Source organism: Pseudomonas izuensis (assembly GCF_009861505.1).
In the GTDB taxonomy this organism is placed as follows: Bacteria; Pseudomonadota; Gammaproteobacteria; order Pseudomonadales; family Pseudomonadaceae; genus Aquipseudomonas; species Aquipseudomonas izuensis.
On the sequence record NZ_WTFT01000009.1, the window covers coordinates 14,450 to 40,166 of the forward strand.

Annotated in this window: 25 protein-coding genes and 1 riboswitch; of the genes, 7 read left to right on the plus strand and 18 right to left on the minus strand. The window is 60.8% G+C overall.

Going from position 1 to position 25,717, the window contains the following annotated elements; translation table 11 throughout:
• Positions 1-54: 54 nt before the first annotated feature.
• Positions 55-954: a LysR family transcriptional regulator gene (locus tag GPL81_RS08775; RefSeq protein WP_160106419.1), complete on the minus strand. Its 900-nt coding sequence runs from the start codon at positions 952-954 to the stop codon at positions 55-57.
• A gap of 158 nt (positions 955-1,112) precedes the next feature.
• Between GPL81_RS08775 and GPL81_RS08780 the strand changes: the two genes are divergently transcribed.
• Positions 1,113-1,862 carry an SDR family NAD(P)-dependent oxidoreductase gene (locus tag GPL81_RS08780; RefSeq protein WP_160106420.1) on the plus strand — a complete coding sequence of 250 codons (750 nt, stop codon included), beginning with the start codon at positions 1,113-1,115 and terminating at the stop codon, positions 1,860-1,862.
• Positions 1,863-1,901: 39 nt separating this feature from the next.
• Here GPL81_RS08780 and GPL81_RS08785 read toward each other — a convergent pair whose 3' ends face one another.
• A complete protein-coding gene (locus tag GPL81_RS08785; protein ID WP_160106421.1) occupies positions 1,902-3,098 on the minus strand; it encodes an MFS transporter in 1,197 nt (398 codons plus the stop codon).
• 140 nt (positions 3,099-3,238) lie between these two features.
• Between GPL81_RS08785 and GPL81_RS08790 the strand changes: the two genes are divergently transcribed.
• Entirely contained in the window at positions 3,239-3,775 is a 537-nt protein-coding gene (locus tag GPL81_RS08790; protein WP_160106422.1) for a TetR/AcrR family transcriptional regulator, read from the plus strand.
• A gap of 235 nt (positions 3,776-4,010) precedes the next feature.
• Positions 4,011-7,481 carry a hybrid sensor histidine kinase/response regulator gene (locus tag GPL81_RS08795; protein ID WP_160106423.1) on the plus strand — a complete coding sequence of 1,157 codons (3,471 nt, stop codon included), beginning with the start codon at positions 4,011-4,013 and terminating at the stop codon, positions 7,479-7,481.
• Positions 7,482-7,609: 128 nt separating this feature from the next.
• Here the strand turns inward: GPL81_RS08795 and GPL81_RS08800 are convergent, their stop codons facing one another.
• Positions 7,610-8,974, minus strand: coding sequence for a DNA recombination protein RmuC (locus GPL81_RS08800; RefSeq protein ID WP_178122579.1), 1,365 nt, complete (start codon positions 8,972-8,974; stop codon positions 7,610-7,612).
• 175 nt (positions 8,975-9,149) lie between these two features.
• Positions 9,150-9,473, minus strand: coding sequence for an SEL1-like repeat protein (locus tag GPL81_RS08805; protein WP_160106425.1), 324 nt, complete (start codon positions 9,471-9,473; stop codon positions 9,150-9,152).
• Positions 9,474-10,470: 997 nt separating this feature from the next.
• On the opposite strand from GPL81_RS08805, the gene GPL81_RS08810 reads away from it, so the two are divergent.
• From GPL81_RS08810 to GPL81_RS08820, 3 genes are all read left to right on the plus strand, one after another.
• Positions 10,471-10,695 carry a hypothetical protein gene (locus GPL81_RS08810; RefSeq protein WP_003204606.1) on the plus strand — a complete coding sequence of 75 codons (225 nt, stop codon included), beginning with the start codon at positions 10,471-10,473 and terminating at the stop codon, positions 10,693-10,695.
• Positions 10,696-10,970: 275 nt separating this feature from the next.
• Complete coding sequence (locus GPL81_RS08815) at positions 10,971-11,453, plus strand: hypothetical protein (RefSeq protein ID WP_096509671.1); 483 nt, start codon at positions 10,971-10,973, stop codon at positions 11,451-11,453.
• A gap of 147 nt (positions 11,454-11,600) precedes the next feature.
• The gene (locus GPL81_RS08820; protein ID WP_160106426.1) at positions 11,601-12,884 is read left to right on the plus strand and encodes an OmpP1/FadL family transporter; all 1,284 of its coding nucleotides are present in this window, start codon (positions 11,601-11,603) and stop codon (positions 12,882-12,884) included.
• 205 nt (positions 12,885-13,089) lie between these two features.
• Here the strand turns inward: GPL81_RS08820 and GPL81_RS08825 are convergent, their stop codons facing one another.
• The 14 genes from GPL81_RS08825 to cobO form a co-directional block, all read right to left on the minus strand.
• Complete coding sequence (locus GPL81_RS08825) at positions 13,090-13,656, minus strand: glutathione peroxidase (RefSeq protein ID WP_160106427.1); 567 nt, start codon at positions 13,654-13,656, stop codon at positions 13,090-13,092.
• A gap of 66 nt (positions 13,657-13,722) precedes the next feature.
• The gene (locus tag GPL81_RS31705; RefSeq protein WP_281355010.1) at positions 13,723-13,845 is read right to left on the minus strand and encodes a hypothetical protein; all 123 of its coding nucleotides are present in this window, start codon (positions 13,843-13,845) and stop codon (positions 13,723-13,725) included.
• Positions 13,842-15,050: an MFS transporter gene (locus tag GPL81_RS08830; RefSeq protein WP_160106428.1), complete on the minus strand. Its 1,209-nt coding sequence runs from the start codon at positions 15,048-15,050 to the stop codon at positions 13,842-13,844. Before GPL81_RS08830 ends, GPL81_RS31705 begins: the two co-directional genes overlap by 4 nt.
• Positions 15,051-15,102: 52 nt before the next feature.
• Positions 15,103-15,507 carry a MarR family winged helix-turn-helix transcriptional regulator gene (locus tag GPL81_RS08835; RefSeq protein ID WP_096509667.1) on the minus strand — a complete coding sequence of 135 codons (405 nt, stop codon included), beginning with the start codon at positions 15,505-15,507 and terminating at the stop codon, positions 15,103-15,105.
• 140 nt (positions 15,508-15,647) lie between these two features.
• On the minus strand, positions 15,648-16,376 hold the full coding sequence (locus tag GPL81_RS08840; RefSeq protein ID WP_160106429.1) for an adenosylcobinamide-GDP ribazoletransferase: 729 nt from the start codon (positions 16,374-16,376) through the stop codon (positions 15,648-15,650).
• A gap of 2 nt (positions 16,377-16,378) precedes the next feature.
• A complete protein-coding gene (gene cobC, locus GPL81_RS08845) occupies positions 16,379-16,954 on the minus strand; it encodes an alpha-ribazole phosphatase family protein (protein ID WP_160106430.1) in 576 nt (191 codons plus the stop codon).
• Positions 16,951-18,006: a nicotinate-nucleotide--dimethylbenzimidazole phosphoribosyltransferase gene (cobT, locus tag GPL81_RS08850; protein ID WP_160106431.1), complete on the minus strand. Its 1,056-nt coding sequence runs from the start codon at positions 18,004-18,006 to the stop codon at positions 16,951-16,953. The genes cobC and cobT overlap by 4 nt, the downstream gene beginning before the upstream one ends.
• On the minus strand, positions 18,003-18,524 hold the full coding sequence (gene cobU / locus GPL81_RS08855) for a bifunctional adenosylcobinamide kinase/adenosylcobinamide-phosphate guanylyltransferase (RefSeq protein ID WP_096509663.1): 522 nt from the start codon (positions 18,522-18,524) through the stop codon (positions 18,003-18,005). Before cobU ends, cobT begins: the two co-directional genes overlap by 4 nt.
• A 148-nt stretch (positions 18,525-18,672) precedes the next feature.
• Positions 18,673-20,124, minus strand: a complete 1,452-nt coding sequence (locus tag GPL81_RS08860; RefSeq protein ID WP_160106432.1) for a cobyric acid synthase — start codon at positions 20,122-20,124, stop codon at positions 18,673-18,675.
• The gene (cobD, locus tag GPL81_RS08865; RefSeq protein WP_160106433.1) at positions 20,121-21,113 is read right to left on the minus strand and encodes a threonine-phosphate decarboxylase CobD; all 993 of its coding nucleotides are present in this window, start codon (positions 21,111-21,113) and stop codon (positions 20,121-20,123) included. Before cobD ends, GPL81_RS08860 begins: the two co-directional genes overlap by 4 nt.
• Complete coding sequence (gene cbiB, locus GPL81_RS08870; RefSeq protein ID WP_160106434.1) at positions 21,106-22,014, minus strand: adenosylcobinamide-phosphate synthase CbiB; 909 nt, start codon at positions 22,012-22,014, stop codon at positions 21,106-21,108. The genes cobD and cbiB overlap by 8 nt, the downstream gene beginning before the upstream one ends.
• Positions 22,011-22,661, minus strand: coding sequence for a 5,6-dimethylbenzimidazole synthase (bluB, locus tag GPL81_RS08875; protein WP_160106435.1), 651 nt, complete (start codon positions 22,659-22,661; stop codon positions 22,011-22,013). The genes cbiB and bluB overlap by 4 nt, the downstream gene beginning before the upstream one ends.
• Positions 22,658-24,040, minus strand: a complete 1,383-nt coding sequence (locus GPL81_RS08880) for a cobyrinic acid a,c-diamide synthase CobB (protein WP_160106436.1) — start codon at positions 24,038-24,040, stop codon at positions 22,658-22,660. Before GPL81_RS08880 ends, bluB begins: the two co-directional genes overlap by 4 nt.
• On the minus strand, positions 24,037-24,648 hold the full coding sequence (gene cobO / locus GPL81_RS08885) for a cob(I)yrinic acid a,c-diamide adenosyltransferase (protein ID WP_160106437.1): 612 nt from the start codon (positions 24,646-24,648) through the stop codon (positions 24,037-24,039). The genes GPL81_RS08880 and cobO overlap by 4 nt, the downstream gene beginning before the upstream one ends.
• A gap of 82 nt (positions 24,649-24,730) precedes the next feature.
• Positions 24,731-24,959, minus strand: a riboswitch (cobalamin riboswitch).
• A 153-nt stretch (positions 24,960-25,112) separates the two neighbouring features.
• On the opposite strand from cobO, the gene GPL81_RS08890 reads away from it, so the two are divergent.
• Positions 25,113-25,697, plus strand: coding sequence for a hypothetical protein (locus GPL81_RS08890; RefSeq protein WP_160106438.1), 585 nt, complete (start codon positions 25,113-25,115; stop codon positions 25,695-25,697).
• Positions 25,698-25,717: the final 20 nt, after the last annotated feature.

Genomic DNA, 25,717 nt, shown 5'->3' on the forward strand with positions numbered 1-25,717 from the left:
ATATCGATATAACGGGTAATATCTCTAAGTGTTATCTATTTTACAAATAAGCGACTAAGCCATCCCGGCGAACAACTCAGCCAACCAATCGATAAACACACGCACTCTATTGCTCAAGTGGCGGTTCGGCGGGTACAGCACGTGAAACGGATAACGCGCTGGCTGCCAATGCTGAAGAATCGGCACCAGCTCACCGCGCTCGATGTGCGGTTGTACGGTGTACGTAAAGGTATGAATCACTCCGAGACCTGCCAGCCCCGCCGCCAAATGCGCGTTGCTTTCATTGACACTGATGAGGCCACGCGCCTGAATTTCGATTTTCTCGCCGTTGCGCTCGAAACGCGCCGGCATCACCCGCCCCGTGCGGGCCGAGTGATAGCTGATGATTCGGTGATGTTTTTCCAGGTCCCGGGGATCAGTCGGTGTACCGAAACGCGCCAGGTAAGCCGGCGTTGCGCAGGTGGTCCAGCTCGACAGACCCAACGGACGCGCCACCAGAGACAACTCGGTCAACGGGCCGCCGCGAATCACGCAATCGACATTTTCGCTGATCAAATCCACTGACCGGTCGCTGACACCCAGATCAATCTGGATGTCCGGGAAACGCTCATGGAAATCCGGAAGGGCCGGAATGATCAGGATGCTGGCTACCGAGCCTCCGACATCGACCCGGATCCGCCCTCGCGGACGCCCTTGGGCACTGGCGAAACTGTTGTCCAGGTCATCCAGCTCAACCATCAATTGCAAGGCGCGCTCGTAGTAGGCCATGCCGTCCGCTGTCACCGTCAAGCGGCGGGTGGTGCGTTGCAGCAAGCGCACACCGAGGTGTTCTTCCAGTTCGGCCACCAGTTTGCTGACCGAGGTCTTGGGCAGGTTCAGGGAATCGGCGGCCCGGGTAAAGGATCCAGCCTGTACGACACGGGCGAAGACGCGCATGGCCAGCAATTGATTCATGGTCAACCCTCAGTCGAAGAGCCCTGAGTATTGTCCACAACCATGTACAAACAAACCCGATTCTGGTGATTTTTCTGCCGAATCGTCAGGCATAGAGTGGCTTCAACGGTGCACATCAGCGCCGAACTCTTCCCACACGACTCTCGGAGATTCACCGCATGAGCAGCACTCTCAAAGGCAAAGTCGCACTGATCACCGGCGGCACTACTGGCATTGGCCTGGCCTCGGCTCAAGCCTTCGTTGACCAGGGCGCCACAGTATTCATCACCGGTCGCCGTCAGGCGGAACTGGATGCGGCCGTTCGCAGCATCGGCCAGAACGTCACTGGCATTCAGGGTGATGTGTCGAACCTTGATGACCTGGACCGGATTTTCGAAGTGATCAAAGCCAGGGCTGGTCATCTGGACATCGTTTTTGCCAACGCCGGTGGCGGAGACATGTTGGCGCTGGGGGCGATCACCGAAGAACATTTCGACCGGATTTTCGGCGTCAACGTCAAAGGCCTGCTGTTCACCGTGCAGAAGTCCCTGCCCCTGCTCAAGGACGGTGGCTCGGTGATCCTCACCGCATCGACCACTGCGACCAAAGGCACGGAAAACTTCAGTGTGTACAGCGCCAGCAAGGCCGCAGTACGCAACTTTGCACGGTCATGGTTGCTGGATCTGAAGGCGCGCAGGATTCGGGTCAACGTGATCAGTCCAGGGCCGATTCACACCCCTGGCCTGACCGAGCTCGCGCCGGAGGATCAACGACAAGGCCTGCTCGATTATCTGAGCAGCCAAGTGCCAATGGGCCGCCTCGGGTCGCCATCGGAAGTGGGTAAAGCCGCGGTATTCCTGGCCTCGGACGACAGCAGTTTCATCAACGGTATTGAATTGTTTGTAGACGGAGGGTTTGCGCAGATCTAACTCCGGACAACAAAACGGCGCCTCTCGAGGCGCCGTTATTTATGACCGACCGGCAGCGCTACAAACACTGACAGTGCGCTGGCGCAGCAGTGAGAACAGCGCACTCAGCGACAGGATGATCAAAACCCCGCAATACCCATCTATGGTCGCCACCAACCCGAAAGTGCGCGCAAGATTGCCGGCCAGCAACGACGGCAGGCAGAACGCCAGATAACTGAGTGTGTAATACGCCGACATCAGACCCGCCCGCTCATGGGGCAAGGCCAACGGCACCAGACTGCGCACGGCACCCAGAAAGCCACTGCCAAAGCCACAACCGGCAACGAGTGTGCCGAGGAAAAACAGCGGCAAGTTGGCGCTGTGTACGCCCAGCAGAATCAGGATCACACCTGTCGCAAGCAAAGTGGCACCCAGCCGCAACGCCAGGGAGGCCGGTCGATTGCGCAGGGTGAAGATCATCAGGGCGCCCGTCAGCGTCAATGCCGCCACGGTTGATCCGCCGACCAGGTTGGACGTCGAACCGGTGGCAGCGCGCACCAATGATGGAGCCAGAGAAGCGAAGAATCCACCGAGCGCCCACGTCGCGGTGTTGAGCGGCAAGACCCGCCACAAGGTAGAGCGCGCCTGCACCGGCACGTGCAGGGTTGGCCGCAATGATGCCCATGCGCCTGGCTGGCGCGAGACACTCTCCGGCAAACGCCACACGTACACGGCCTGCATCGCAAACAGAGCCAACAGTAACCAATAGGTCAGGTGTAATGGCGCTGGTGCAAATTCGGCCAACAAACCGCAGCCCATCCCGCCCAGGGCCATGCCGAGCAACGGTGCCACGCTGTTGATCAACGGGCCCTGTTGACGATCGGTATCGAGCAACGTGGCGCTCAATACGGCGGTGGCCATGCCGGTCGCGAAGCCTTGCAGCACCCGGGCACTGATCAGCCAGGCGACACTGTCGGCGTAGATAAACAGCAGCATCGCCAGAATGTTGAGCAACACAGCGGTGAATATCACCGGTTTACGCCCCAGGTAATCCGATAGCGAACCGACCGTCAGCAGCGCCACCAACAAACTGAGGGCATACACGCCGAAAATCAGGGTCAGCACCGCAGGCGAGAAATGCAGTTGCTCCTGGTACAAGTGATACAGGGGCGTCGGCGCCGTGGAGGCCGCCAGGAAGCTGAGTAAAGTGACTGCCAGAAACCACAGGCTGGTACGGTTGGAATGAGTTGAGGACATGGGCACGCTCCGCAAAAGCTAACTTTATGCTTTTGCGGAGTGTGCTACCGGATCGCGCTTAAAGCAAATTCTTTGTGTTAAGGTCCGGTGCATGGCTTTTCAAGACCGGGCACAGCCCCGGCACGAGACAGGAAACACAGATGACCGCTCCCGTTTTACGCCCCGGCGGCCGAAGCGCCCGGGTCCAGGAATCAATTCATAAGGCGGTGCGCGAGCTCCTCGAAGAGCAGGATCGCTCCACCGTGACGGTGCCGCAGATTGCCGCGCGGGCGGGGGTCACACCCTCGACCATTTATCGGCGCTGGGGTGATTTGTCGGCACTGCTGGCGGACGTTGCGCTCGCCCGCCTGCAACCGGAAACCGAGTCGGCCAGGACCGGCAGCTTGCAAGGCGATGTGCGGGCCTGGGCCGAACAGTATCTGGATGAAATGAGCTCTGCCCCCGGCCGCAACATGCTGCGCGACGTGCAGTCGTGCCTCAAGCCGAGCTATTGCGCGACGATCATTGGCGGGCAATTGCAGGTCATTCTCGACCGCTACCCGGATGAGCCCAAGCCCAGCATCGATCGGCTGATCAACCTGGTGGCCGCGCCTATCGTGTTTCGCATACTGTTTTCCGAGGCGCCGCTGGAAGTTGAGGAATTGCATCGGTTGATCGGGATTGCGCTGGGTCAGTGAGGGCCTCATCGCGAGCAAGCTTGCTCCCACAGGGATTTGTGCTACTGCATAGATCCAATGTGGGAGCGAGCCTGCTCGCGAAGAGGCCCGCACTGGCACCGAAAATCTGACTGACACCCCACCTGCGACACCCCGCCACGCCACGACCTTGGTCGACACTGACTAACCCCTGCCATCGTGCGAGACTGTCTGTCCGGGCGGGAGGTCCGGGTGTCCTTGGTTGTGTGGAGTTCCCATGTCGCTGTCCAGCGGGCTGATTGCCGCCGTCGCCCTGGCCTATATGGCCATCATGTTCGCCATCGCCTTTTACGGCGACCGTCGCAGCACGCCGTTGCCGCCGCGGATGCGTGCGTGGGTGTACAGCCTGTCGCTGGCCGTCTATTGCACCAGCTGGACATTCTTTGGCGCCGTGGGTCAGGCGGCGGAGCAGCTTTGGTCATTCCTGCCGATCTACCTCGGGCCGATCCTGCTGCTGCTTGGCGCGCCGTGGGTGCTGCAAAAAATGGTGATGATCAGCAAGCAGGAGAACATCACCTCCATCGCCGACTTCATTGCCGCGCGCTACGGCAAATCCCAATCGCTGGCGGTGGTGGTGGCGCTGATTTGCCTGGTCGGCGTGTTGCCCTACATCGCCTTGCAGCTCAAAGGCATCGTCCTCGGGGTGAACCTGCTGATCGGCGCGGGCGCCGACGCCATGGGGGTTCGCGCGCAGGACACCGCGCTCGTGGTGTCACTGGTGCTGGCGTTGTTCACCATCGTCTTCGGTACCCGCAACCTCGACGCCACGGAACACCACCGCGGCATGGTACTGGCGATTGCCTTCGAATCGCTGGTCAAGCTGTTCGCGTTTCTGGCGGTCGGCGCGTATGTGACGTTCGGGCTGTATGACGGCTTTGACGACCTGTTCAATCAGGCCATGCTCGCCCCGCGTCTCGAGGAGTACTGGAAAGAAACCGTTAACTGGCCTTCGATGGTGGTACAGACCGGGGTGGCGATGATGGCGATCATCTGCCTGCCACGACAGTTCCAGATGACGGTGGTGGAAAACATCGACCCTCAGGATTTGCGCCTGGCCAAATGGGTGTTCCCGACGTACCTCGCCCTCGCGGCATTGTTCGTCGTACCGATCGCCCTGGCCGGCCAGATGCTGCTGCCGAGTTCGGTGCTGCCGGACTCCTTTGTCATCAGCCTGCCGTTGGCTCAGGCACACCCGGCCCTGGCCTTGCTGGCCTTCATCGGCGGCGCTTCGGCGGCCACCGGCATGGTGATCGTGGAGTGTGTTGCGCTGTCGACCATGGTTTCCAACGACATGCTGTTGCCATGGCTGTTGCGCCGCAACAACGCCGAACGGCCGTTCGAAGTGTTCCGCCAGTGGATGCTGTCGGTGCGCCGCGTGAGTATCGTGGTGATTTTACTGCTGGCTTATGTCAGCTACCGATTGCTGGGCTCGACCGCGAGCCTGGCGACCATCGGCCAGATTGCTTTTGCCGCCGTGACGCAACTGGCGCCGGCCATGCTCGGTGCGCTGTACTGGAAGCAGGCCAACCGTCGCGGCGTATTCGCCGGCCTCGCCACCGGCACCTTCCTGTGGTTCTACACCCTGATACTGCCCATCGCCGCCCACAGCCTCGGCTTGCCCTTGAGCAATTTCCCGGGCCTGGCCTGGCTGCACAGCAACCCGCTGAACCTGCCCATCACGCCACTGACCCAAGGCGTGGTCCTGTCCCTCGCCGGCAACTTCACCCTGTTCGCCTGGGTTTCGGTCCTGTCGCGCACGCGAGTGTCGGAACACTGGCAGGCCGGTCGTTTCATCGGCCAGGAAATCAGTGCCCGCCCCAGCGCGCGCTCGATGCTGGCGGTGCAGATCGACGATCTGCTGCAACTGGCCGCCCGCTTCGTCGGTGAAGAGCGCGCCCGCCAGAGCTTTATCCGTTTTGCCTACCGCCAGGGCAAAGGCTTTAATCCGAGCCAAAACGCCGACGGTGAATGGATCGCCCATACCGAGCGATTGCTGGCCGGTGTCCTGGGGGCTTCGTCGACGCGCGCGGTGGTAAAAGCCGCCATCGAAGGTCGGGAAATGCAACTGGAGGACGTCGTGCGCATCGCCGATGAAGCCTCGGAAGTCCTGCAGTTCAACCGCGCGCTGCTGCAAGGGGCCATCGAGAACATCACCCAAGGCATCAGCGTGGTCGACCAGTCGCTGAAGCTGGTGGCCTGGAACCGTCGCTACCTGGAACTGTTCAATTACCCGGATGGCTTGATCAGCGTCGGCCGGCCGATTGCCGACATCATTCGCCACAACGCCGAGCGTGGCCTGTGCGGCCCCGGCGAAGCCGAAGTGCACGTCGCCCGCCGCCTGCATTGGATGCGCCAGGGTCGCGCTCATACTTCCGAGCGGTTGTTCCCCAATGGACGGGTGATCGAACTGATCGGCAACCCGATGCCGGGCGGCGGTTTCGTCATGAGTTTCACCGACATCACCCCGTTCCGAGAAGCCGAATACGCGCTGACCGAAGCCAACGAAGGCCTGGAGCAGCGGGTGGCCGAACGCACCCACGAGCTGTCGCAGCTCAACGTGGCCCTGACCGAAGCCAAGGGCACCGCAGAAGCGGCCAACCAGTCGAAAACCCGCTTTCTGGCCGCTGTCAGCCACGACTTGATGCAACCCTTAAACGCGGCGCGACTGTTCTCCGCGGCCCTGACCCATCAGGAAGAGGGCTTGTCCGCCGAGGCGCAAAAACTGGTGCAGCACCTGGACAGCTCACTGCGTTCAGCCGAAGACCTGATCAGCGATCTACTGGACATTTCCCGCCTGGAAAACGGCAAGATCAATCCCGACGCCAGGCCATTTGCGCTCAATGAGATGTTCGATGCCCTCGGCGCCGAATTCAAGGCACTGGCACGGGATCAAGGGCTGGAGTTCCGCGTGCGGGGCAGCACGCTGCGCATCGAAAGCGACATCAAACTGCTGCGCCGAATCCTGCAGAACTTCCTGACCAATGCCTTCCGCTATGCCAAAGGCCCGGTGCTGCTGGGGGTTCGCCGTCGCCAGGGCGAGCTGTGCCTGGAGGTCTGGGACCGTGGGCCGGGCATTCCGGAAGATAAGCAGCAGGTGATTTTCGAAGAATTCAAACGCCTCGACAGCCATCAGACACGCGCCGAGAAAGGCCTGGGGCTCGGGCTGGCGATTGCCGACGGGTTGTGCCGCGTGCTGGGGCATACCTTGCGCGTACGTTCATGGCCAGGGCGCGGCAGCGTATTCAGCGTCAGCGTACCGCTGGCCCGGGCGCAAGCCACGTTGCCGGCCAAGGCCGCCGAGCTCAATGGCAAATTGCTCAGCGGTGCGCAGGTGCTGTGCATCGACAACGAAGACAGCATCCTGATCGGTATGAACAGTTTGCTCACTCGCTGGGGTTGCCAGGTCTGGACCGCGCGCAATCGCGACGAGTGCGCGGCGCTGCTCGGCGACGGGGTGCGGCCGCAACTGGCCCTAGTGGATTACCACCTGGACAATGGCGAAACGGGCACTGAATTGATGGCCTGGTTGCGCACTCGCCTGGGCGAACCGGTGCCCGGCGTGGTGATCAGCGCCGATGGCCGACCGGAGACCATGGCCCAGGTGCATGCGGCGGGGTTGGACTACCTGGCTAAACCTGTGAAACCGGCGGCGTTGCGGGCTTTGTTGAGTCGGCATTTGCCGTTGTAATGGTTTGAGTTTTGCGCTGGCAGGTATGACGCCATCGCGAGCAAGCTTTGCTCCCACAGGATTGATGCATGCCCGCGAGCTCGGGGCACAACCTGTGGGAGCAAAGCTTGCTCGCGATGCTTTTCTGGTTATTCCGGTAATTCGACCAGCCCGTCGACATCCGTCATCGCCCGCTCCAGCAAATCCGCCGGCAAGCTTTTACTTGCTCTCGCCCCGAGCAATTTCAGCTGTTCACTGCGGCTGACCAGGTTGCCGCGGCCTTCTGTCAGCTTGTTGCGCGCTGCGCTGTAGGCTTTGTCCAGTTGCTGCAAGCGATTACCGACTTCATCCAGATCCTGAATGAACAACACGAATTTATCGTACAGCCACCCCGCCCGCTCGGCGATTTCCCGGGCGTTCTGGCTTTGCCGCTCCTGCTTCCACAGGCTGTCGATAACGCGCAGCGTCGCCAGCAAGGTGGTCGGACTGACGATCACGATATTGCGGTCGAACGCTTCCTGGAACAGTGTCGGCTCGGCCTGCAACGCGGCGGAAAATGCCGCTTCGATCGGCACGAACAGCAGCACGAAATCCAGACTGTGCAAGCCATCGAGCCGCTTGTAGTCCTTGCCGGCCAAACCTTTGACGTGATTGCGCAGGGACAATACGTGCTGCTTGATGGCGATCTGGCTGATGCCCTCGTCTTCGGCCGCCACGTATTGCTGATACGCCGTGAGGCTGACTTTGGAGTCGACCACCACCTGCTTGTCGCCGGGCAGATAGATGATCACGTCCGGCTGGAAACGCTCGCCGTCCGGACCTTTGAGATTGACCTGGGTCTGATACTCGCGCCCCTTCTCCAGGCCCGCATGCTCAAGCACTCGTTCCAGAATCAGTTCACCCCAGTTACCCTGGGTCTTCTGCCCCTTCAAGGCACGGGTCAGGTTGGTGGCTTCGTCGCTCAGGCGCAAATTGAGTTGCTGCAAACGCTCCAGTTCCTTCGCCAGCGAAAAGCGCTCCCGGGCTTCAGCCTGATAACTTTCCTCGACGCGTTTTTCAAACGACTGGATGCGCTCCTTCAATGGATCGAGTAACTGCCCCAGTCGCTGCTGGCTGGTTTCGGCGAAACGCTGCTCTCGCTCATCGAAAATTTTCCCCGCCAGTTCGGCGAACTGCGCACGCAGCTCATCTCTTGATCCTTGCAGGTCATTGAGGCGCTGCTGATGACTGTCCTGCTGCTCGCGCAGCTCGGCATTGAGCGAGGCGGCATGGGCATCCAGGCGGCGCAATTCGGCATCTTTGCCAGCGCGCTCGATATTCCAGGCGTGGGCGGCGTCGCGCGCATCGTCGCGTTCGATTTGCAGCAGCTCGACTTCGCGACGTACCGCCGCCAGGTCAGCTTGCCGGGCGGCATTGAACTGGCCGAGATCGGCTACTTCATCGCGACAGGCTTCGAGTTGCGCATTCAGGCCATCCTGCGCCAGTTGCGCCGTGGCCAGGCGCTCTTGCAGCAGCGCTGTCTCTGCCTGTGCCCTGCTTACCCTGCTTTGAAGTTGCCAGGCCACCACCAGTAACGGCAGAGCAGCGCCCCCCAGACCGAGCAATGCGCTGGTCAAGTCCATAGCCATAGCCATTCCTGCCATTGAAATATTGCTTGAAGGTTAACCAAGGCGTCAGGTCTTGGACAGCTCAGTCTTCGATCCGGCCCAGTTCCTGTTGTGCGCGCAGATCCCCTGCCCGCGCGGCTTGGCGCAAGAGGTCCTGGCCGATGCGACGGTCCCTGGCATTGCCGCACTCGCGGCACATCAACTGGCCGAGGCGGCTTTGCGCAGCCACGACACCCTCACGGGCCGGTTGCTTGAGCAAACGCCCGGCGATGTGTTTGACGTTGGTGTTTTCACCCAGGTGCGGACTGTCCAGCAGCCATTCGGCCACCCGCATCGAAAAGCGCTTGGGCGGAGCAACAGGGGATGTTTTGGACGTGGAGGACGCGGACGGTGTACGAAACTTCATAAAGCACTGTGGGCAGATCGGAGGGCGCGCCACTCTACTCTTTTTTTCTTACAGGTAAAGGTGAAAAAATCGCGGCACGCCCGTGCTAGAGCAAGCGCTCGGGACAATCCACAGAAGCTGTGGATAACTCAGTGGACAACCGCCCCTGAACCCGCGCAAAGCCCTATGGAATGGGGCCTGCAGACAAACTGTCGATTTTTTCACCAGTAAAAAAAAGCGATGTTTTTCATTGACTTAAATTTTGGTTACAGGCACCCACTGCGTTTGAAGGCTAGATGACAGCGGGGTGACAGGCTGCGCTACCAATGTGCACAAGTACCTTCGCGGTGGTTATATCGCTGACCTTTTTCGGCGCACTTTTTCTCTTTTCCTGGGGATAAACCCCGCAAAACCCGTGATCCAGACTGCTCTCCACTGGTCGGATCGACCGGACCACCCGTCGGATTCCGGGCGTTTACAGGGCACCTTTCTGGTTCATGACCTGGGGCAAATCACTTCACGCCGCCGAAAATGGCATGGATGGCGGATCTTTTTTGGCTAACACACTTCCCTTCGACAGTTCAATCCGTTAGTATCCGCGGCGTTAGTACCAAGCTGAAAGTCAATTCTGGTCGAACAAATCCCCCGGTCAGCCTTCCCACAGGAAGCCTTCCACCGAACAAGCGGGATCGACCACCTCGATGGTTTCCAGGTAAATCCTGCATCAACACAGCCTTTGAATCGAAAGCAAAGGGTGTTGTCAGGCTCGCTTACTCTGACCGAACCAACCTGCAAATTGATCAGGATCTTCACCCCGGGCCCAGAACCTTTGCCCTCGATGTGTTGCCTGCCCTCCTAAGTACCTACCTGCCAGCCCAAGCGCGCCAATTATCAGCGCTTCAAACTGGCTGCTTTGTTCCAGTCGGGTTCTTCGTTCGACCAACGGTGGTCGTCGTTACTGGAACGTTTTAATTTTGCACGGCTCTTATCCGTGTCGCTTGTAGGAACACCCATGACTATGTCTACTCAAATCCATGCACAGGATGCCATCCGCACCCTAACCAACGCTTTTGCACCAATGAACTGCCTGATCATGGCCGCTCGCAAAGGCTGTTTCAGCTTTACCCTGGTCAACGAACACGGCATCGCCCGTCACAGCGAACGCCTGTACCCCGATCAATACTCCAGCGCCGAACCGCTGCAGGCCGTGATCGAACGTACCCGTCAGGCACTGGTTGCCTGAGACGCCAGCAAGGCTGAAACATCAAAGGCCCCGCTCAAAAAGCGGGGCTTTTTATTGCCCGCCATTTCACGTCAGCCCACCCCCGCTTAAGCACCAACCGATATAACGGTTATAACTCGAAGCCGGAAATATTTTAAAAACAGGCCTTTACGTTACCAATATGACACTACACTTCAACTCAAGCGGTCTCATCCGCTTCCGGCGAGCCTGAGTCGATTCACCGCTGCCAACGCTCCTTTCAGGTATCGCCGCCCATTTTATGTTTCGAGGGTTTTATGGGTATCGCTGCCAGCGAACTGTGCCGCTATGTGATCCGCCCGACATTGATTTACCTTGGACGCCATAGCGCCACCGCCGAATCCCTGCTGCTGGGCATCGCCGCCAGCCAGTCAGCCCTTGGTACCGCACTGCACGACCGCCGTGGACACGGCCTCTATCGAATCGCCGAACCCCGCCACCAGGCACTCTGGGACCACTACTTGGCACTCGACCCCGAGCGCGCCAGCCTTGTCCGTGGCCTGGCCAGCCAGCATGCCTTTCTCAGTGGCCCGCACCTGGAGTTGACCGTCAACCTGCGTTACGCCACCGCCATCGCCTGGCTGCTGGTCGAAGAACAGAACACCCCGCTCCCCGAAGCAGACGACCTGTTGGGAATGGCCCGAATCTGGCGCCAGACCTTCCAACCCCAAGGTCGCCTGAGAGACTTCACCTACGCCTGGCAAACCTGTGTTTCACCGCTGAATCAGGTTGCCTGCTGATCTCACCTGGATCCAAAGATCGCACAACAGGTCGCGAATCTGGTCGGATTGTCCTACAAAACCGCTCTAAATCAAGCGATACAGCCTATGGCGCTGGAACGAAAATGTTGGTAATTTTCGCCCCGGTGATCATCAGGAGTTCTAATAATGAAAAAAGTAATGCTCAAAACCACCATTAGCCTCGCCGTTGCCTTGGCATCCACCCAGATCTTCGCAAGTGGTTTTGCCCTCAACGAACAAAGCATCAGCGGGATGGGGACTGGTTACGCCGGGCGTTCTTCTGCTGCCGATGATGCAAGTACAGTTTTTGGCAACCCTGCCGGCATGTCTCGCCTCAAAGGCCAGCAAATCACTGGCGGTATCGCAGCGATCGACGCCTCCACCGATATCAGCGATGCCAGCGGCAGTTCAACCGGAACCAACAAAGGCGATATGGTTCCGTTCACTACCGTACCGATGGGTTTCTATACCAATAAACTCAACGATGAATGGTCGGTCGGTTTTGGTGTCTACGCTCCGTTCGGGCTGATCACCAACTACGAAACCGGCTTTCAGGGCCGCGCTTTCGGCAGCAAGAGCGAAGTCAAGGTCGTCACTCTGCAGCCAACCGTCAGCTACGCGTTCAACGATAAAGTATCGATCGGTTTTGGCCCTACCATCAACCGGATTTCCGGCGAGCTGCAATCGGACATTTCTCTCAACCCAAGGACTGGCGACAACAATATCCAGATCAAGGGTGACGATACGGCCTTGGGCTGGAACGCCGGCGTCCTGGTGCAAGCCACCGACACCACTCGCGTGGGCCTGACCTATCACTCGAAAGTGAACTACAAGCTCGACGGCCACACCGAAGTGACTGCCGGCGGTGGCGTGCCACCTCAGCTGCTCAAATCCAACCGTTACGATGCCTCGCTGAAGATCGAAACACCTGAGTCCTATGACCTTTCCGTGACTCAGGATATGAACGAGGCCTGGAAACTCTATGCCGGTGCTACCTGGACTCGCTGGAGCCGCCTGAAAGACATCACCGTCAACAACGAAGGCGTAACCGCAGCCAGCGGTGGTGCCCTCGCCCCACAAATTGTTGGCACCATCACGGAAGAACAGAACTGGCATGACACCTGGGCCTACGCCGTGGGTACCTCCTACCAGTTGAACAAGCAGTGGGTGCTGCGTACCGGTCTCACCTTTGACCAGTCGCCGACCAACAACACTGATCGTTCGCCACGCATTCCTACCGGCGACCGGACGATTTTCAGTATCGGTGCGGGCTTCAACCCAACCGACGACTGGACCATTGATGTGGCTTACTCCTACCTCCAGGAAGAAGATGTCACTGTCCAACGCACTAACCGCTTGGGTCAGTCCTACAACGCCAAGTACGAAAACAGTGCGAACGGTTTCGGTGTTGGTGCGACCTATCGCTTCTGATGATTCCCGGCGAGCTTGAACCGCTCGCCACCGGAATCAAAAAAGCCCCGCGCTCTGTACAGAGGCGGGGCTTTTTTGTTGCCTGTTGTAGGAGCGAGCCTGCTCGCGATGGACGTTAACGATAACGCGTGCTGACTGACAGAACGCGGTGCTCTGAGTTTTTCGCGAGCGGACTCGCTCCTACAGGGATCTAACCGGTTTCAAATTATGGGGTGGACGCTAACGGTGGCGAAGCCAGGGCTTTCTCCACCGCCGCGATGAAGTCAGGATCATCAGGCTTGGTCAGACTGGAGAAACTGGCGATCACCTTGCCCTGGCGATCGACTACGTACTTGTAGAAATTCCACTTCGGCGTACTGCTCTGTTTGGCAAGCACCTTGAACAGGTGCGTGGCATCGTCGCCGCGGACTTTCTGCGGTTCGGTCATGGTGAAGGTCACGCCGTAATTCACATAGCAGACCTTGGCGGTCTCTGCGCCGTCCTTGGACTCCTGCTTGAAATCATTGGACGGCACGCCGATTATCTCCAGCCCCTGCCCCTTGAAACGTTGATTCAACGCCTCAAGGCTTTTGAATTGCGGCGCGAAGCCACAGAAACTCGCGGTATTGACCACCACCAACGGCTTGCCGGCAAAGCGCTGGCACAAATCGATGGATTCATTGGCGCGCAACTTGGGTAATGAACCTTGCAGCAACTCGGGGCACTGTGCCGCTTGAGCCAATCCGGTAAACGCTACCAGTAACGCAGGAACTGCAAACCAGCGCATCAGCATATCGGTGCTTCCTTGTGAGGAATCGTCAGGAATTGAAGTTACTCGTCCTCACATCCTGCTAGCAAGCTAACAAACCGCCATACCCAACTGCATCAACGCCAACCCACCCTGATGCCAACCCCACCAGGCCAGGGCCAGCAGCAACGCACAGACAGCAATCAGGGTGATTCGCGGCCAGAGACGGTTCATATCGCACTCATTTGGGATTGCAGCCGCGCCACCGGCTGCTCACGCACCGGCCAGTTGAGGGCGGCGGCCATCAGGCTCAGGAGAATCGCTACCTGCCAGATCAAGTCATAGCTCCCGGTTCGATCGTACACCACCCCGCCCAACCAGCCACCGAGGAACGAGCCGAGCTGGTGAAACAGGAACACAATCCCGCCGAGCATGGACAGATTCCGTACGCCGAACAAGGTCGCGACCGTGCCGTTGGTCAAGGGCACCGTCGACAGCCAGAGGAAGCCCATGGCCATCCCGAACAGATAGGCGGTTGTTGTGGTCACCGGTGCCCACAGGAACAGCGCAATCACTACCGCCCGCAGCACATACAGCCCCGTGAGCAACCGTGGCTTGGACATGCGCCCGCCCAGCCAGCCTGCGGTGTAGGTGCCGAAGATATTGAACAGGCCGATCAGCGCCAACACCGTGGTGCCGACCGTCGCCGGCAGATGCTGATCCACCAGGTACGCCGGCAAGTGCACGCCGATGAATACCACCTGAAAACCGCAGACAAAAAAACCGAACGCCAACAGCCAGAACCCTGAATGCGAGCAGGCTTCGTGCAGGGCCTCGGACAACGTTTGCTCATGGCCGAGCACCGGCAAGGGTTTGTCCTTGAGCATGCTCACCAGCGGCACGATCAGTGCCACCAGCAGTCCCAGCGCCAACAGGGCCGTGGACCAACCGAGCCAGCCGATCAACCCCAGCGTGCCGGGCAGCATGGCGAACTGGCCGAACGAACCGGCGGCGCTGGCAATGCCCATGCCCATGCTGCGCTTCTCCGGTGGAACCGCTCGCCCGACCACGCCGAGGATCACCGAAAACGAAGTACCGGACAGGCCGATACCGATCAACAGACCGGCACTCAACGACAAGGTCACCGCCGAGTCGGACATGCCCATGAACACCAGGCCCAAGGCGTAAAATACGCCACCGATGAGCACCACTTTCGCCGCACCAAAGCGGTCGGCCAGCGCGCCGGTGAAGGGCTGCGCCAGGCCCCAGATCAGGTTTTGCAGGGCGATGGCGAAGGCAAAGACCTCACGCCCCCAGCCGAACTCGGCACTCATCGGTGCCAGGAACAGGCCGAAGCCATGTCGCACTCCCAGAGACAACGCAAGAATCAGCGCACTCCCCAACAGCACCCAACCGCACGTACGCCACATCGATGTCATTCTTGTTCTCCGGGCGCGGGTATATACCCGCTTAAGATCGAACAAACCGGCATTACGCCAGTTCGTCCAGCAACTTCAACAACATTTCACGCTTTTCGGCCCCCAGCCGATCAACCAACCGCTGTTGCGCCGCCTCCCAGGCCGGCAAGGCTGCCTGCAACCGCTCAGCCCCGGCTTCGGTGAGCAGGACGATACGATTACGCATGTCCTCGCCTTCCACCAGCGTCACCAGGCCCTCACCTTCCAGCACCCGCAAATTGCGCCCCAGGGTGCTGCGATCCAGCCCCATGGCTTCCGCCAGGATGGAAATGCTCGGTTGATCCAGGCGCTGCAGATTGCACAGCAAAGAATACTGCGCGACGTTGATCCCGAAGCCGTCGAGAGCGCCGTCGTAATGCCTGCTGACGCCACGGGCGGCGCGACGCAGGTTGATGCATAAACATTGGGAGTCGAGCATGGTGCGTGTATATACCCGTGGTGAGAAGACTGCAAATTAATGTTACACCGATCCTGTAGGAGCAAAGCTTGCTCGCGATGGCCGTTACGCGGATTCAGACAGGAAACCGCGTCATCGTTCATCGCGAGCAAGCATTGCTCCTACAAAGCGAGACCCACCAGCACCACCATCTCCAGCAACTCCAGCAACGCCCCCGCCGTATCGCCCGTCGTGCCGCCCAATCGCCGCAGCATCACTTGCCTAAGCCAGAGGAACACCAGGACCGCCAGCACCACGGCAACAAGACCGCTGACACCCGCGATCAACACACAGGCCAACGCGCTGACCGCCAACACCTGCTTACCCGCCAACCGCGGAAGATGATCGGCCAGCGCCTGCCCCAATCCACCGGGACGCACATAGGGCGTCGTCAGGAATAATCCGAGCAATGCGCTACGCCCCAGCAACGGAACGATGATCAGCATCACCGCGTTTTGCTGCTCGATCAACGCCAGCAACGCGGTGAATTTAAGCAGCAACACCAACACCAGCGTGACCACCGCGATCGGTCCGCTGCGCGGGTCTTTCATGATAGTCAGCGTGCGCTCGCGATCACCGAATCCGCCGAGCCAGGCATCGGCGCTGTCGGCCAGACCGTCCAGGTGCAGCGCTCCGCTGAGCAATACCCAAACCGTCAGCAACAGTGCGGCATGCAGCAACAGTGGCGCCCCCAGCAACAGCCAGTTCACCCCCCACAAAATACCGCCGAACAATAAACCCACCAGCGGATAAAACAGCAGCGACCGCCCCAGTTCCTGCGGTGCCGGCATGCCCGGCAAACGAATCGGCAGGCTGCTGAGGAATTGCAGGGCGATCCAGAACGGCAACATGGTCAGCGCACTTCCTTTAACAAGCCGTCGGACTGTACCGATAGCGAGAACAACGCACCGTGACCCACTTCGACATTCAGCAACTGCTCACGGGGCAAGCCTCGCGCCTGGGCCAGCAACAAACGCATGACCCCGCCATGACTGATCAGCAGCACCCGCTCCCCGGCGTACGCCGCCTGCAAACGCGCCACTGCCGCCAGCACTCGCGCTGAAAACTCGGCCACTGGCTCACCCTGTGGCGGAGTGAATGAATAAGGGTCAGCCCAAAACAATCCCAGGCCTTCGGCATCGGTTTCCATCAGCGCCACAGCGCTCTGCCCTTCCCACGCGCCGAAGTGCAGCTCTCGCAGGTCTGGATCGAACTCCACCGGCAAGCCCGAGTGCGCGGCGAGTTCTTCAGCGAAGCGCGCACAACGCTGCAACGGTGAGCTGACCAGACGGTCCCAAGGCCCCTGCTCCATCACCGCTGCGCGCATCTGCTGCCAACCCTTTTCGGTCAGCGCGTCATCGAGGCTGCCGCGCAAGCCACCGCCAAGTTCGGTTTCGCCATGGCGCAGCAGATCCAGACGCAACATCATGCCGGACGATCCGCGACCGCGGCTTCAGCGAACGTCGCCATCTGCCCATGCAGATCACACGCCAGCCGCAACAATGGCACCGCCAGCGCAGCCCCGCTGCCTTCACCCAGTCGCAAGCCGAGATCGAGCAGTGGCTCGGCACTCAAGGATTCCAACACATGTCGATGCCCCGGCTCGGCGCCACGATGACCGAACAACAACCACGGGCGGCATTGTGGATTCAGGCGCACGGCAACCAACGCCGCGACGCTGCAAATGAAGCCGTCCACCAGCACCGCAACGCCTTCCTGGGCACAGGCCAGATAGGCCCCGACCAATGCCGCGATTTCGAAGCCACCCAGGTTCAGCAGGGTTTGCAACGCATCGCCACGCCGGGCACCGTGCAAGGCCAATGCACGCTCGATCACCAAAGCCTTGTGGCTGACGCCCGCCGCATTCAACCCGGTGCCAGGCCCGGTCAGGTGCCCCACCGGGCAATCCAGCACGGCACAGGCCAGCGCACTGGCGGCGGTGGTATTGCCGATACCCATCTCGCCACCGATAAACAACTGCGCACCGGTTTTTTTGGCCCGCAGCACGCTGTCACGACCAGCCTGCATCGCGAGTTCGCCTTGAGCCACGGTCATCGCCGGGCCCTGCACAAAATTTGCGGTGCCCGGGCCGATGTTCAGGTGACGCACCCCCGGCAGGCTCAGCGATGGCGTAATCGTCCCGAGATCCACCACCTCAAGGGCAGCCCCCAACTGCCGCGCCAGCACGCTGATTGCCGCGCCGCCGCTGACGAAGTTGTGCAGCATTTGCCCGGTGACTTCCTGGGGAAACGCCGACACCCCTTCGGCCACCACGCCGTGGTCGCCAGCAAAAATCGTGATCGAAACCTGCTCCAGACTCGGTTTGACCCGCCCCTGCAATCCCGCCAGTTGTACTGCTACCGACTCCAGCTGACCGAGGGAACCCGCCGGCTTGGTCAATTGTTGTTGGCGGGCCTGGGCCTGCTCGACCGCCTGGGCATCGATCGGTTTGCACGGGTTCAGCCACCAGGATGGGGTCATAACGCAGTTCCTTTCAGAGTGAGGGGCAGGCCGGCGACGGTCAGGACGACTCGCTGACAACGCTCGGCCAGAGCTTGATGCAGCCAACCGGCTTCATCGACATAGCGGCGAGTCAATTCGCCCAGCGGCACGACACCCATTCCGGTCTCGTTGCTGACAAAAATGATTTCACCCGGCAACGACGCCAGGCACTCCAGCAGCGCATCGCGTTCAACGTTCAAGCGTTCGGCATCGCCCTGCATCAGCAGGTTGGTCAGCCACAGCGTCAGGCAATCCACCAACAGGCAATGATCGGCGCGAGCGTTTTCACGCAGGACGCGGGCCAGCTCCAAAGGCTCTTCGATCAAGGCCCATTCGGCAGGGCGACGGGCGCGGTGATGGGCGACCCGGTCGCTCATTTCGCCGTCCAGGGGTTGGCTGGTGGCGATGTAGGTCACCTGGAGTTGACTGTCTGTTGCCAGTTTTTCAGCCAGGCGACTCTTGCCGGAGCGGGCGCCGCCGAGGATCAGTTGGAGCATGGTTCATTCCTTAAAATCTTCGGTGAGGTTACTGGCCTCATCGCGGGCAAGCCCGCTCCCACAAGGATCGAGACTATTCATAGCTTTTTTGCCCACCCACGGAACCTGTGGGAGCGGGCTTGCCCGCGATGAGGCCGGAACAGTCACCCTAGATTCCGCACAGTTCACGCAACAGCCCGGTATCCAGATGCTTCTCCACCAGATCCGCCAACCGCTCGATATCCCGCTCGCGCAACCCGTGGTAATCCACATCCTGCACGGCCTGCAATCCCGCCCATCGCAGCAGCGCACTGCACGCCGCCGGCGACTCGAACAGGCCATGCAGGTAGGTGCCGAAAATCTGCCCATCGACACTTTGCGCGCCATCGCAACGCCCGTCATCGAGCTGCACCGCGGCGTTTTCCAGTGCCGGGCCAGTGGTCACGCCGGCGTGGATTTCATAACCGCTGACCTCAGCGTTTTCCAGTGCCAGATGCCCGCGCACATTGCGCAGTTGCTTCTCTTCTTCGAGGCGGGTTTCGAAGGCCAGCAAACCCAAACCGGCGCTGGAGCCCGGTGCGCCTTCCAGGCCCAGCGGGTCATGCACTTGCCCGCCGAGCATCTGCAGGCCACCGCAGATGCCCAGCAATTTCCCGCCATAACGCAGATGACGGGAGATGGCGGTTTCCCAACCGTTGGCCCGCAAATACGCGAGGTCGCTGCGCACGCTTTTTGAGCCTGGAAGAATGATCAGGTCGGCCGGCGGGATCGCCTGGCCGGGGCCGATGAATTGCAGATCCACTTGCGGATGCAGGCGCAGCGGATCGAAATCGGTGTGGTTGCTGATGCGCGGCAACACCGGCACCAGCACTTTCAGCACCCGCTCGGCCTTGTCGGTCTGGCGCTGATCGATACCGTCCTCGGCTTCCAGGTGCAGGTCCATCACATACGGCAATACGCCGATCACCGGTTTGCCGGTGCGCTGTTCCAACCAGTCCAGGCCCGGTTGCAACAGCGCGATGTCACCGCGAAAGCGGTTAATGATGAAGCCCTTGACCCGTGCCTGTTCACTGGGCGACAGCAACTCCAGCGTACCCACCAGATGGGCGAATACCCCGCCACGGTTGATGTCGGCGATCAGCACCACCGGGCAATCCACCGCTTCGGCAAAGCCCATGTTGGCAATGTCGCCAGCACGCAGATTGATCTCGGCCGGTGAACCGGCGCCCTCGACCATCACCAGCGGATAGGCCGCGCTCAACCGTGCATGGGAAGCCAGCACCGCTTGCATGGCGATGGCCTTGTAGTCGTGATAAGCCACGGCGTTCATGGTCGTGACTGCACGACCGTGGATGATCACCTGGGCACCGGTGTCGCTGTTGGGTTTGAGCAGCACCGGGTTCATGTCGGTATGCGGTTCGAGATAAGCGGCTTGGGCCTGTACCGCTTGCGCACGGCCGATCTCTCCACCGTCAGCCGTCACCGCACTGTTGAGCGCCATGTTCTGTGGCTTGAATGGCACCACGCCCACGCCCTGACGCGTGACCCAGCGGCACAGCGCCGTCACCAGCGTGCTTTTGCCGGCGTCGGAGGTGGTGCCTTGCACCATCAACGTGGTCATTGGCGTTCCCTGGCAAAGTCTTCGAATGCGGCAGCCAGGCGTGCCCAATCGGCTTCATCGGCCGGCAGGCCGAAGCGCAGGCTGCTGGTTTGCGTGAACAATCGCAGCAGAATGCCGCGCCGGGCCATGAACTCGTGCAGCTCCTCGGCGCGCTCGGTGATCAGCCATTGGAACAAGGCGCAACCGCCCTGGGGCTTGAACCCGTACTGCTCCAGCAACGACGCCAGCCGTTCGCTGGCTTCCTCGGCCCGCACGCGTTGCTGCCTATGTCCTTCGGTATCGCGCAGGCAAGCCTGACCGAGCACCCGTGTCGGGCCGCTCACCGCCCACGGCCCAACCTGTTCGGCGAGTAGCTTGAGCAACTTGCGCTCGGCGAGGACAAAACCCAGCCGCACCCCGGCCAGGCCGAAAAACTTGCCGAACGAACGCAAGACGATCAATCCGACCTGATGGGCAAACGGCGCCACACTCAGGTGCGGCGTGTTATCCATGAACGCTTCGTCCACCACCAGCCAGCCACCGCGCTGGGCCAGGCGCCCATGCCAGTCGAGCAATCGCGCGGGCGTCAGGCTCAAGCCGGTGGGATTGTTCGGGTTGACCACCACCAGCACATCGAGACTGTCGACGAAAAAATCGACTTCCTGCTCCAGCACTTCGCGAACGATGTAGCCATTGCGACGCCAGGCTTCGGCATGTTCGGCGTAACAAGGCGACAGCACGCCAACCTTGCCGGCCCGCCGCAACCGCGGCAGCAACTGAATGGCCATTTGCGAACCGGCCACCGGCAGCGCCTGCAGTGTGCCGTAGTAATCGCAGGCGGCCTGCTCCAGGCCGTCATCGGTTTCCGGCAAGCGCGCCCAGGCCCGCAGCGGAATATCCGGAACGGGAAACGGCCAGGGTGCCAGGCCGCTGGACAGGTCTAGCCAATCGGCTTCCTCGATGCCGTATTCGAGCGCCGCCTTGCGCAACCGCCCACCGTGCTCAAGCATAAAATTCAGCCCCCACGCAGAGAATCAGCAGCCATAACCATACCCCGCGCTGGACCAATTGCCAGCCGCGGTCGATGGAGTCCGCATCCGCCGGCACGCCTTCGCCCAGTTGCGGACGCTCGTGCAGTTCGCCGTGATAAATCGCCGGCCCACCCAACTCGACGCCCAACGCACCGGCACCCGCCGCCATCACCGGACCGGCATTCGGACTGTCCCAGGTCGGGCCCTGGGTGCGCCAGCATTTCAAGGCCAGCCGGGTCTTGCCCAACAGCGCATAGGTCAATGCCACCAGCCGCGCCGGAATGTAATTGAGCACATCGTCGATCTTCGCCGCAGCCCAGCCGAAACGTTCGAAGCGTTCGTTGCGATAACCCCACATCGCATCCAGGGTGTTGCTCAAACGGTAGAGCACCACCCCCGGCGCACCGGCCACGGCAAACCAGAACAAGGCGGCGAACACCGCGTCACTGCCGTTTTCCAGCACCGACTCGGTGGCGGCGCGGGCGACTTCGGTTTTATCCAGCTCGCTGGTCTTGCGGCTGACCAGGTAACTCACACGCTCGCGCGCTTCTTCGAGATTATCGCTGCGCAAGGCCTTGGCCACAGGCTCGACATGCTCGCCGAGACTGCGCATGCCGAGGGCGCAATACAGCGCGAGAATCTCGACGATCCAGCCGACGTAGGGCGCCCAGGAAATGGCCGTGACCAGCAAGGTCAAGGGTAAAACCGCGATCACCCATGCGGTGACGCCATGGCTGCGCCAGCCGCGACCACCACCGTTGAATCGCTGCTCGATGCGCTCGGCAAAACGGCCGAACGCCACCAGCGGATGCCAGCGCTTGGGTTCGCCCAGCAGCGCATCCAGCGCCACGGCGGCGACACTCAACAACGCCACACTCATTGACTCACTCCCCAATAATTCTCGTACAAGAGTTCACTCAGCGGACGCGCCTGCGCCCAGCCTTCAAGCACCAGCATGGGCGCCGGGTAGAATTCCTTGACCGGCCCCAGGCACAAAATGGCCAACGGCTTGGCACCGGACGGCAACCCCAACAAGTCCGCCAGGGCTTGCGGCTCGAACAGGGATACCCAGCCCATGCCCAGCCCTTCGGCGCGGGATGCCAGCCACAGGTTCTGAATTGCGCAGGACAACGACGCCATGTCCATTTCCGGCAGGGTGCGCCGACCGAAGATATGCCGCTCGCGATCATCCATCAGCGCGGCGACCAGCACCTCGGCGCAATCGTTGATGCCTTCGACCTTGAGTTGCATGAATTCATCGGTGCGCTCACCCAGGGCCTCGGCGGTGCGGATACGTTCTTCTTCCACCAGCGCCTGGATCTTGCCGCGCAAGGCCCGGTCGCTGATGCGAATGAAACGCCAGGGCTGCATCAAGCCGACACTCGGTGCCTGGTGCGCGGCTTCGAGCAGGCGCCGCAACAGTTCGGGCTCGACAGTGCCGCCGCTGAAATGGCGCATGTCGCGGCGTTCGGCGATTGCGCGATATACCGCTTCGCGTTCGGCCTGACTGAATGCGTTGTCGGTCATGGCCTCTTCGCTGGCAAGCCAGCTCCTACAGGGGTTAGTTGATCCATTGTAGGAGCTGGCTTGCCAGCGAAAGCGGTCTGTCGGTCAGGCGCAAACAGCGAGGCAATCGCCGATGGATTGGACGGAAAATAAAAGTGCACATAAGAGGCCGTCATCCGCCCCTCGCGATAAACCGCTTCCGCCCCGCGCCCGCCATTGGGACTCAAGCCCCGGGCAATCGGCGTCAGTTCGGTGGTGGTCAGCGAGTGGTGATAGGTGTGACCGCGAAGCGAACCTTCCGGCAATTCGACCGCTTGCAAGGCCAGCGCGGCGAGGCGCTTTTGCATCACCGCATCGCCGCTCAGCAAGCCGACCAGTTCTGCGCGAGCACCTTCGACATCCGTCAGCGAATCAAGCAAATACAGCATGCCGCCACATTCGGCCAGCAACGGCTTGCCGGCGGCGTGGTGCGCGCGGATTGCATCGAGCATCGACGTGTTCTGTGACAGCGCCACATGATGCAATTCCGGATAGCCACCCGGCAGGTACAGACTGTCCGCCTCTGGCAACACACGGTCGCGGATCGGCGAGAAGAACGACAACTCGGCGCCCATCGCCCGCAACAAATCGAGGCTGGCACCGTAGGTGAAGGCAAATGCTTCGTCCCGGGCCACGGCGATGCGCACGCCGGACAGCAATGGTTCGGCTGCGATCACATCCGGCGCGGCGAATGCCACCGCCGGTGGCAGCGCGACTTCGCAACTGCTGGCCAGGGCATCGGCCGCCGCATCGAGGCGCATATCCAGGTCGTTCAACTCGCTGGCCTGCACCAGGCCGAGGTGCCGACTTGGCAATTCGATCCCGGTTTCCCGGGACAAGGCGCCGTACCAGCGCAGGCCTTCAGTCAGGCTGCCTTCGAGCAATTGTGCGTGACGCAAGGTGCCGACACGGTTGGCCAGGACCCCGGCAAACGGCAAATCCGGTTGATAGCGCGCCAGCCCCAGCGCCAGTGCGCCAAAGGTCTGGGCCATGGCGGTGCCGTCGATCACGCCCAGCACCGGCACACCGAAGTGCCGCGCCAGGTCGGCGCTGGACGGTGTGCCGTCGAACAGCCCCATCACCCCTTCAATCAGGATCAGGTCGGCAACGCCTGCGGCTTCCCACAACAATCGGCGACTTTCCTGCTCGCCGACCATCCACATATCCAGTTGATACACCGGCGCACCGCTGGCACGTTCGAGGATCATCGGATCGAGAAAGTCGGGACCGCATTTGAACACGCGAACCTTGCGCCCCTGATTGCGATGCAAACGGGCCAGCGCGGCAGTGACGGTAGTCTTGCCCTGACCGGAGGCCGGTGCGGCAATCAGTACCGCCGGGCAATGACGAGGTTGATTCACAGCTCGACGCCTTTTTGCGCTTTGATCCCGGCCTGGAAGGCGTGCTTGACCATGCCCATCTCGGTGACGGTGTCAGCCAGTTCGATCATCTCCGGCTTCGCGCCGCGACCGGTGACCACCACATGCTGCATCGGCGGACGCGCCTGCAAATCGCTGAGCACCTGATCGAGATCGAGGTAACCGTGCTTGAGCGCGATGTTCAATTCATCCAGCACCACCAGGCCGATGGCAGGATCACGCAGCAGTTCCTGCGACACCGCCCAGGCCGCTTGCGCGGCGGCGATATCACGCTGACGGTCCTGGGTTTCCCAGGTAAAGCCTTCGCCCATCACGTGAAAACGCACCTGCTCGGGGAAGCGTCGGAAGAACAACTCCTCGCCGGTACTGTTGCGGCCCTTGATGAACTGCACGACGCCGCACTGCATGCCATGGCCCAGCGACCGGGCGAGCATGCCGAACGCCGAGCTGCTCTTGCCCTTGCCGTTGCCGGACAACACCAGCAGCAAGCCGCACTCGTTCGGGGAATTGGCGATGCGTTCGTCGATCACGGCTTTCTTGCGCAACATGCGCGCCAGATGACGTTCGTCACGATCAGGGGTATCAGTCATGGGGGAGCTCTCCGTTGAGGCTGGATAACGGCGGGCAGGCACAAGAATAGATGGCAAGAAGCCTGGCATCGCCCACCGTGATGCCGCTTGGATGGATCAGGCCGGTCTCCGGGCTCATGAGCGGCGTTTGCCGACTGTGCGCCTTCCCATGTCAATTGACACAGTGGCTCAAGGCACAGTGTTCACTCATTTACCGTTGCGGGGGCAGCGCCGGAATTGCAGGCCATCATGCTTTGAATCGGCCACTCACCGGCTTCCCTGTTTCACTCTGTCGGCGCAAGCCACAGAGCACCTGAAACAAGCCGCGAAGGTTAGAGGGTTGGGGGTGGAGCGTCAATTGAAGACAGGCCGCGCAAGTGATTATCTGCCGCCGATCAATTTACTGACGTCAATCTTGTGCCGCACGCCCAGCAATGATATCAAAGCGCCACAAACCTCAAAACACAATAACAAGGGTGAGCCACATGCAAGGCATGATCATCAGCAATCCGAAGCTGGAATTCCTGCGCCCGGTACTGGAGCGCTGGTTCGAGTGTATCGACCGCTACAACGCCGTGCGTGGCGATAACGAAACGCCTTACTGGCTCGACGAAAAAGCCAACCTCGGCCTGTTCTCCTCGGCGGCGTGGATGGCGGAAATGGTCACCTTGCAACAATCGCCCACCCGCAAACAGATCGAAGAAGGCGAGCGCAATGGCCGCGCCGACCTGTTTATCGCCACGCCCGAAACACGCGCCTGGCTGCAGGCCACACAACGCTGGCCACGGGTCAACAGCCTGAACCTGACCCAGGCCCTGCAAGACATCACCAGCAACGCCAGACAAATCAGCTACGCCAGCGACCTCAAACTCGGCTGCCTGTTCGTCGCACCGCAAAAAGCCCAGCATGGCGCCACCCCAGAAGAACTGCAGGACATGGTCGACGACTTGCAAAAGGAGCACACCTGCGCCGTGGCCTGGTATTTCCCTTATGCCTATCGCAAGTTGCGCAACGAAGCGGGCCATTATCACCCGGGTATCGCCGTACTGCTCAAGGAGGCCCGCGGCTGACCGGTTGAACCATCACGCGC

Coding starts and splice junctions, on each gene's coding strand:
- cobT (WP_160106431.1), bottom strand. CDS start 18,006: ATGACCCCATCCTGGTGGCTGAACCCGTGCAAACCGATCGATGCCCAG.
- GPL81_RS08785 (WP_160106421.1), bottom strand. CDS start 3,098: ATGTCCTCAACTCATTCCAACCGTACCAGCCTGTGGTTTCTGGCAGTC.
- GPL81_RS08825 (WP_160106427.1), bottom strand. CDS start 13,656: ATGCTGATGCGCTGGTTTGCAGTTCCTGCGTTACTGGTAGCGTTTACC.
- GPL81_RS08835 (WP_096509667.1), bottom strand. CDS start 15,507: ATGCTCGACTCCCAATGTTTATGCATCAACCTGCGTCGCGCCGCCCGT.
- GPL81_RS08890 (WP_160106438.1), top strand. CDS start 25,113: ATGCAAGGCATGATCATCAGCAATCCGAAGCTGGAATTCCTGCGCCCG.
- GPL81_RS31705 (WP_281355010.1), bottom strand. CDS start 13,845: ATGAACCGTCTCTGGCCGCGAATCACCCTGATTGCTGTCTGTGCGTTG.
- GPL81_RS08810 (WP_003204606.1), top strand. CDS start 10,471: ATGTCTACTCAAATCCATGCACAGGATGCCATCCGCACCCTAACCAAC.
- GPL81_RS08805 (WP_160106425.1), bottom strand. CDS start 9,473: ATGAAGTTTCGTACACCGTCCGCGTCCTCCACGTCCAAAACATCCCCT.
- cbiB (WP_160106434.1), bottom strand. CDS start 22,014: ATGAGTGTGGCGTTGTTGAGTGTCGCCGCCGTGGCGCTGGATGCGCTG.
- GPL81_RS08860 (WP_160106432.1), bottom strand. CDS start 20,124: ATGACCACGTTGATGGTGCAAGGCACCACCTCCGACGCCGGCAAAAGC.
- GPL81_RS08840 (WP_160106429.1), bottom strand. CDS start 16,376: ATGTTGCCGTTCTGGATCGCCCTGCAATTCCTCAGCAGCCTGCCGATT.
- cobD (WP_160106433.1), bottom strand. CDS start 21,113: ATGCTTGAGCACGGTGGGCGGTTGCGCAAGGCGGCGCTCGAATACGGC.
- GPL81_RS08790 (WP_160106422.1), top strand. CDS start 3,239: ATGACCGCTCCCGTTTTACGCCCCGGCGGCCGAAGCGCCCGGGTCCAG.
- GPL81_RS08775 (WP_160106419.1), bottom strand. CDS start 954: ATGAATCAATTGCTGGCCATGCGCGTCTTCGCCCGTGTCGTACAGGCT.
- bluB (WP_160106435.1), bottom strand. CDS start 22,661: ATGACCGACAACGCATTCAGTCAGGCCGAACGCGAAGCGGTATATCGC.
- cobC (WP_160106430.1), bottom strand. CDS start 16,954: ATGATGTTGCGTCTGGATCTGCTGCGCCATGGCGAAACCGAACTTGGC.
- cobO (WP_160106437.1), bottom strand. CDS start 24,648: ATGACTGATACCCCTGATCGTGACGAACGTCATCTGGCGCGCATGTTG.
- GPL81_RS08780 (WP_160106420.1), top strand. CDS start 1,113: ATGAGCAGCACTCTCAAAGGCAAAGTCGCACTGATCACCGGCGGCACT.
- GPL81_RS08820 (WP_160106426.1), top strand. CDS start 11,601: ATGAAAAAAGTAATGCTCAAAACCACCATTAGCCTCGCCGTTGCCTTG.
- GPL81_RS08795 (WP_160106423.1), top strand. CDS start 4,011: ATGTCGCTGTCCAGCGGGCTGATTGCCGCCGTCGCCCTGGCCTATATG.
- GPL81_RS08815 (WP_096509671.1), top strand. CDS start 10,971: ATGGGTATCGCTGCCAGCGAACTGTGCCGCTATGTGATCCGCCCGACA.
- GPL81_RS08830 (WP_160106428.1), bottom strand. CDS start 15,050: ATGACATCGATGTGGCGTACGTGCGGTTGGGTGCTGTTGGGGAGTGCG.
- cobU (WP_096509663.1), bottom strand. CDS start 18,524: ATGCTCCAACTGATCCTCGGCGGCGCCCGCTCCGGCAAGAGTCGCCTG.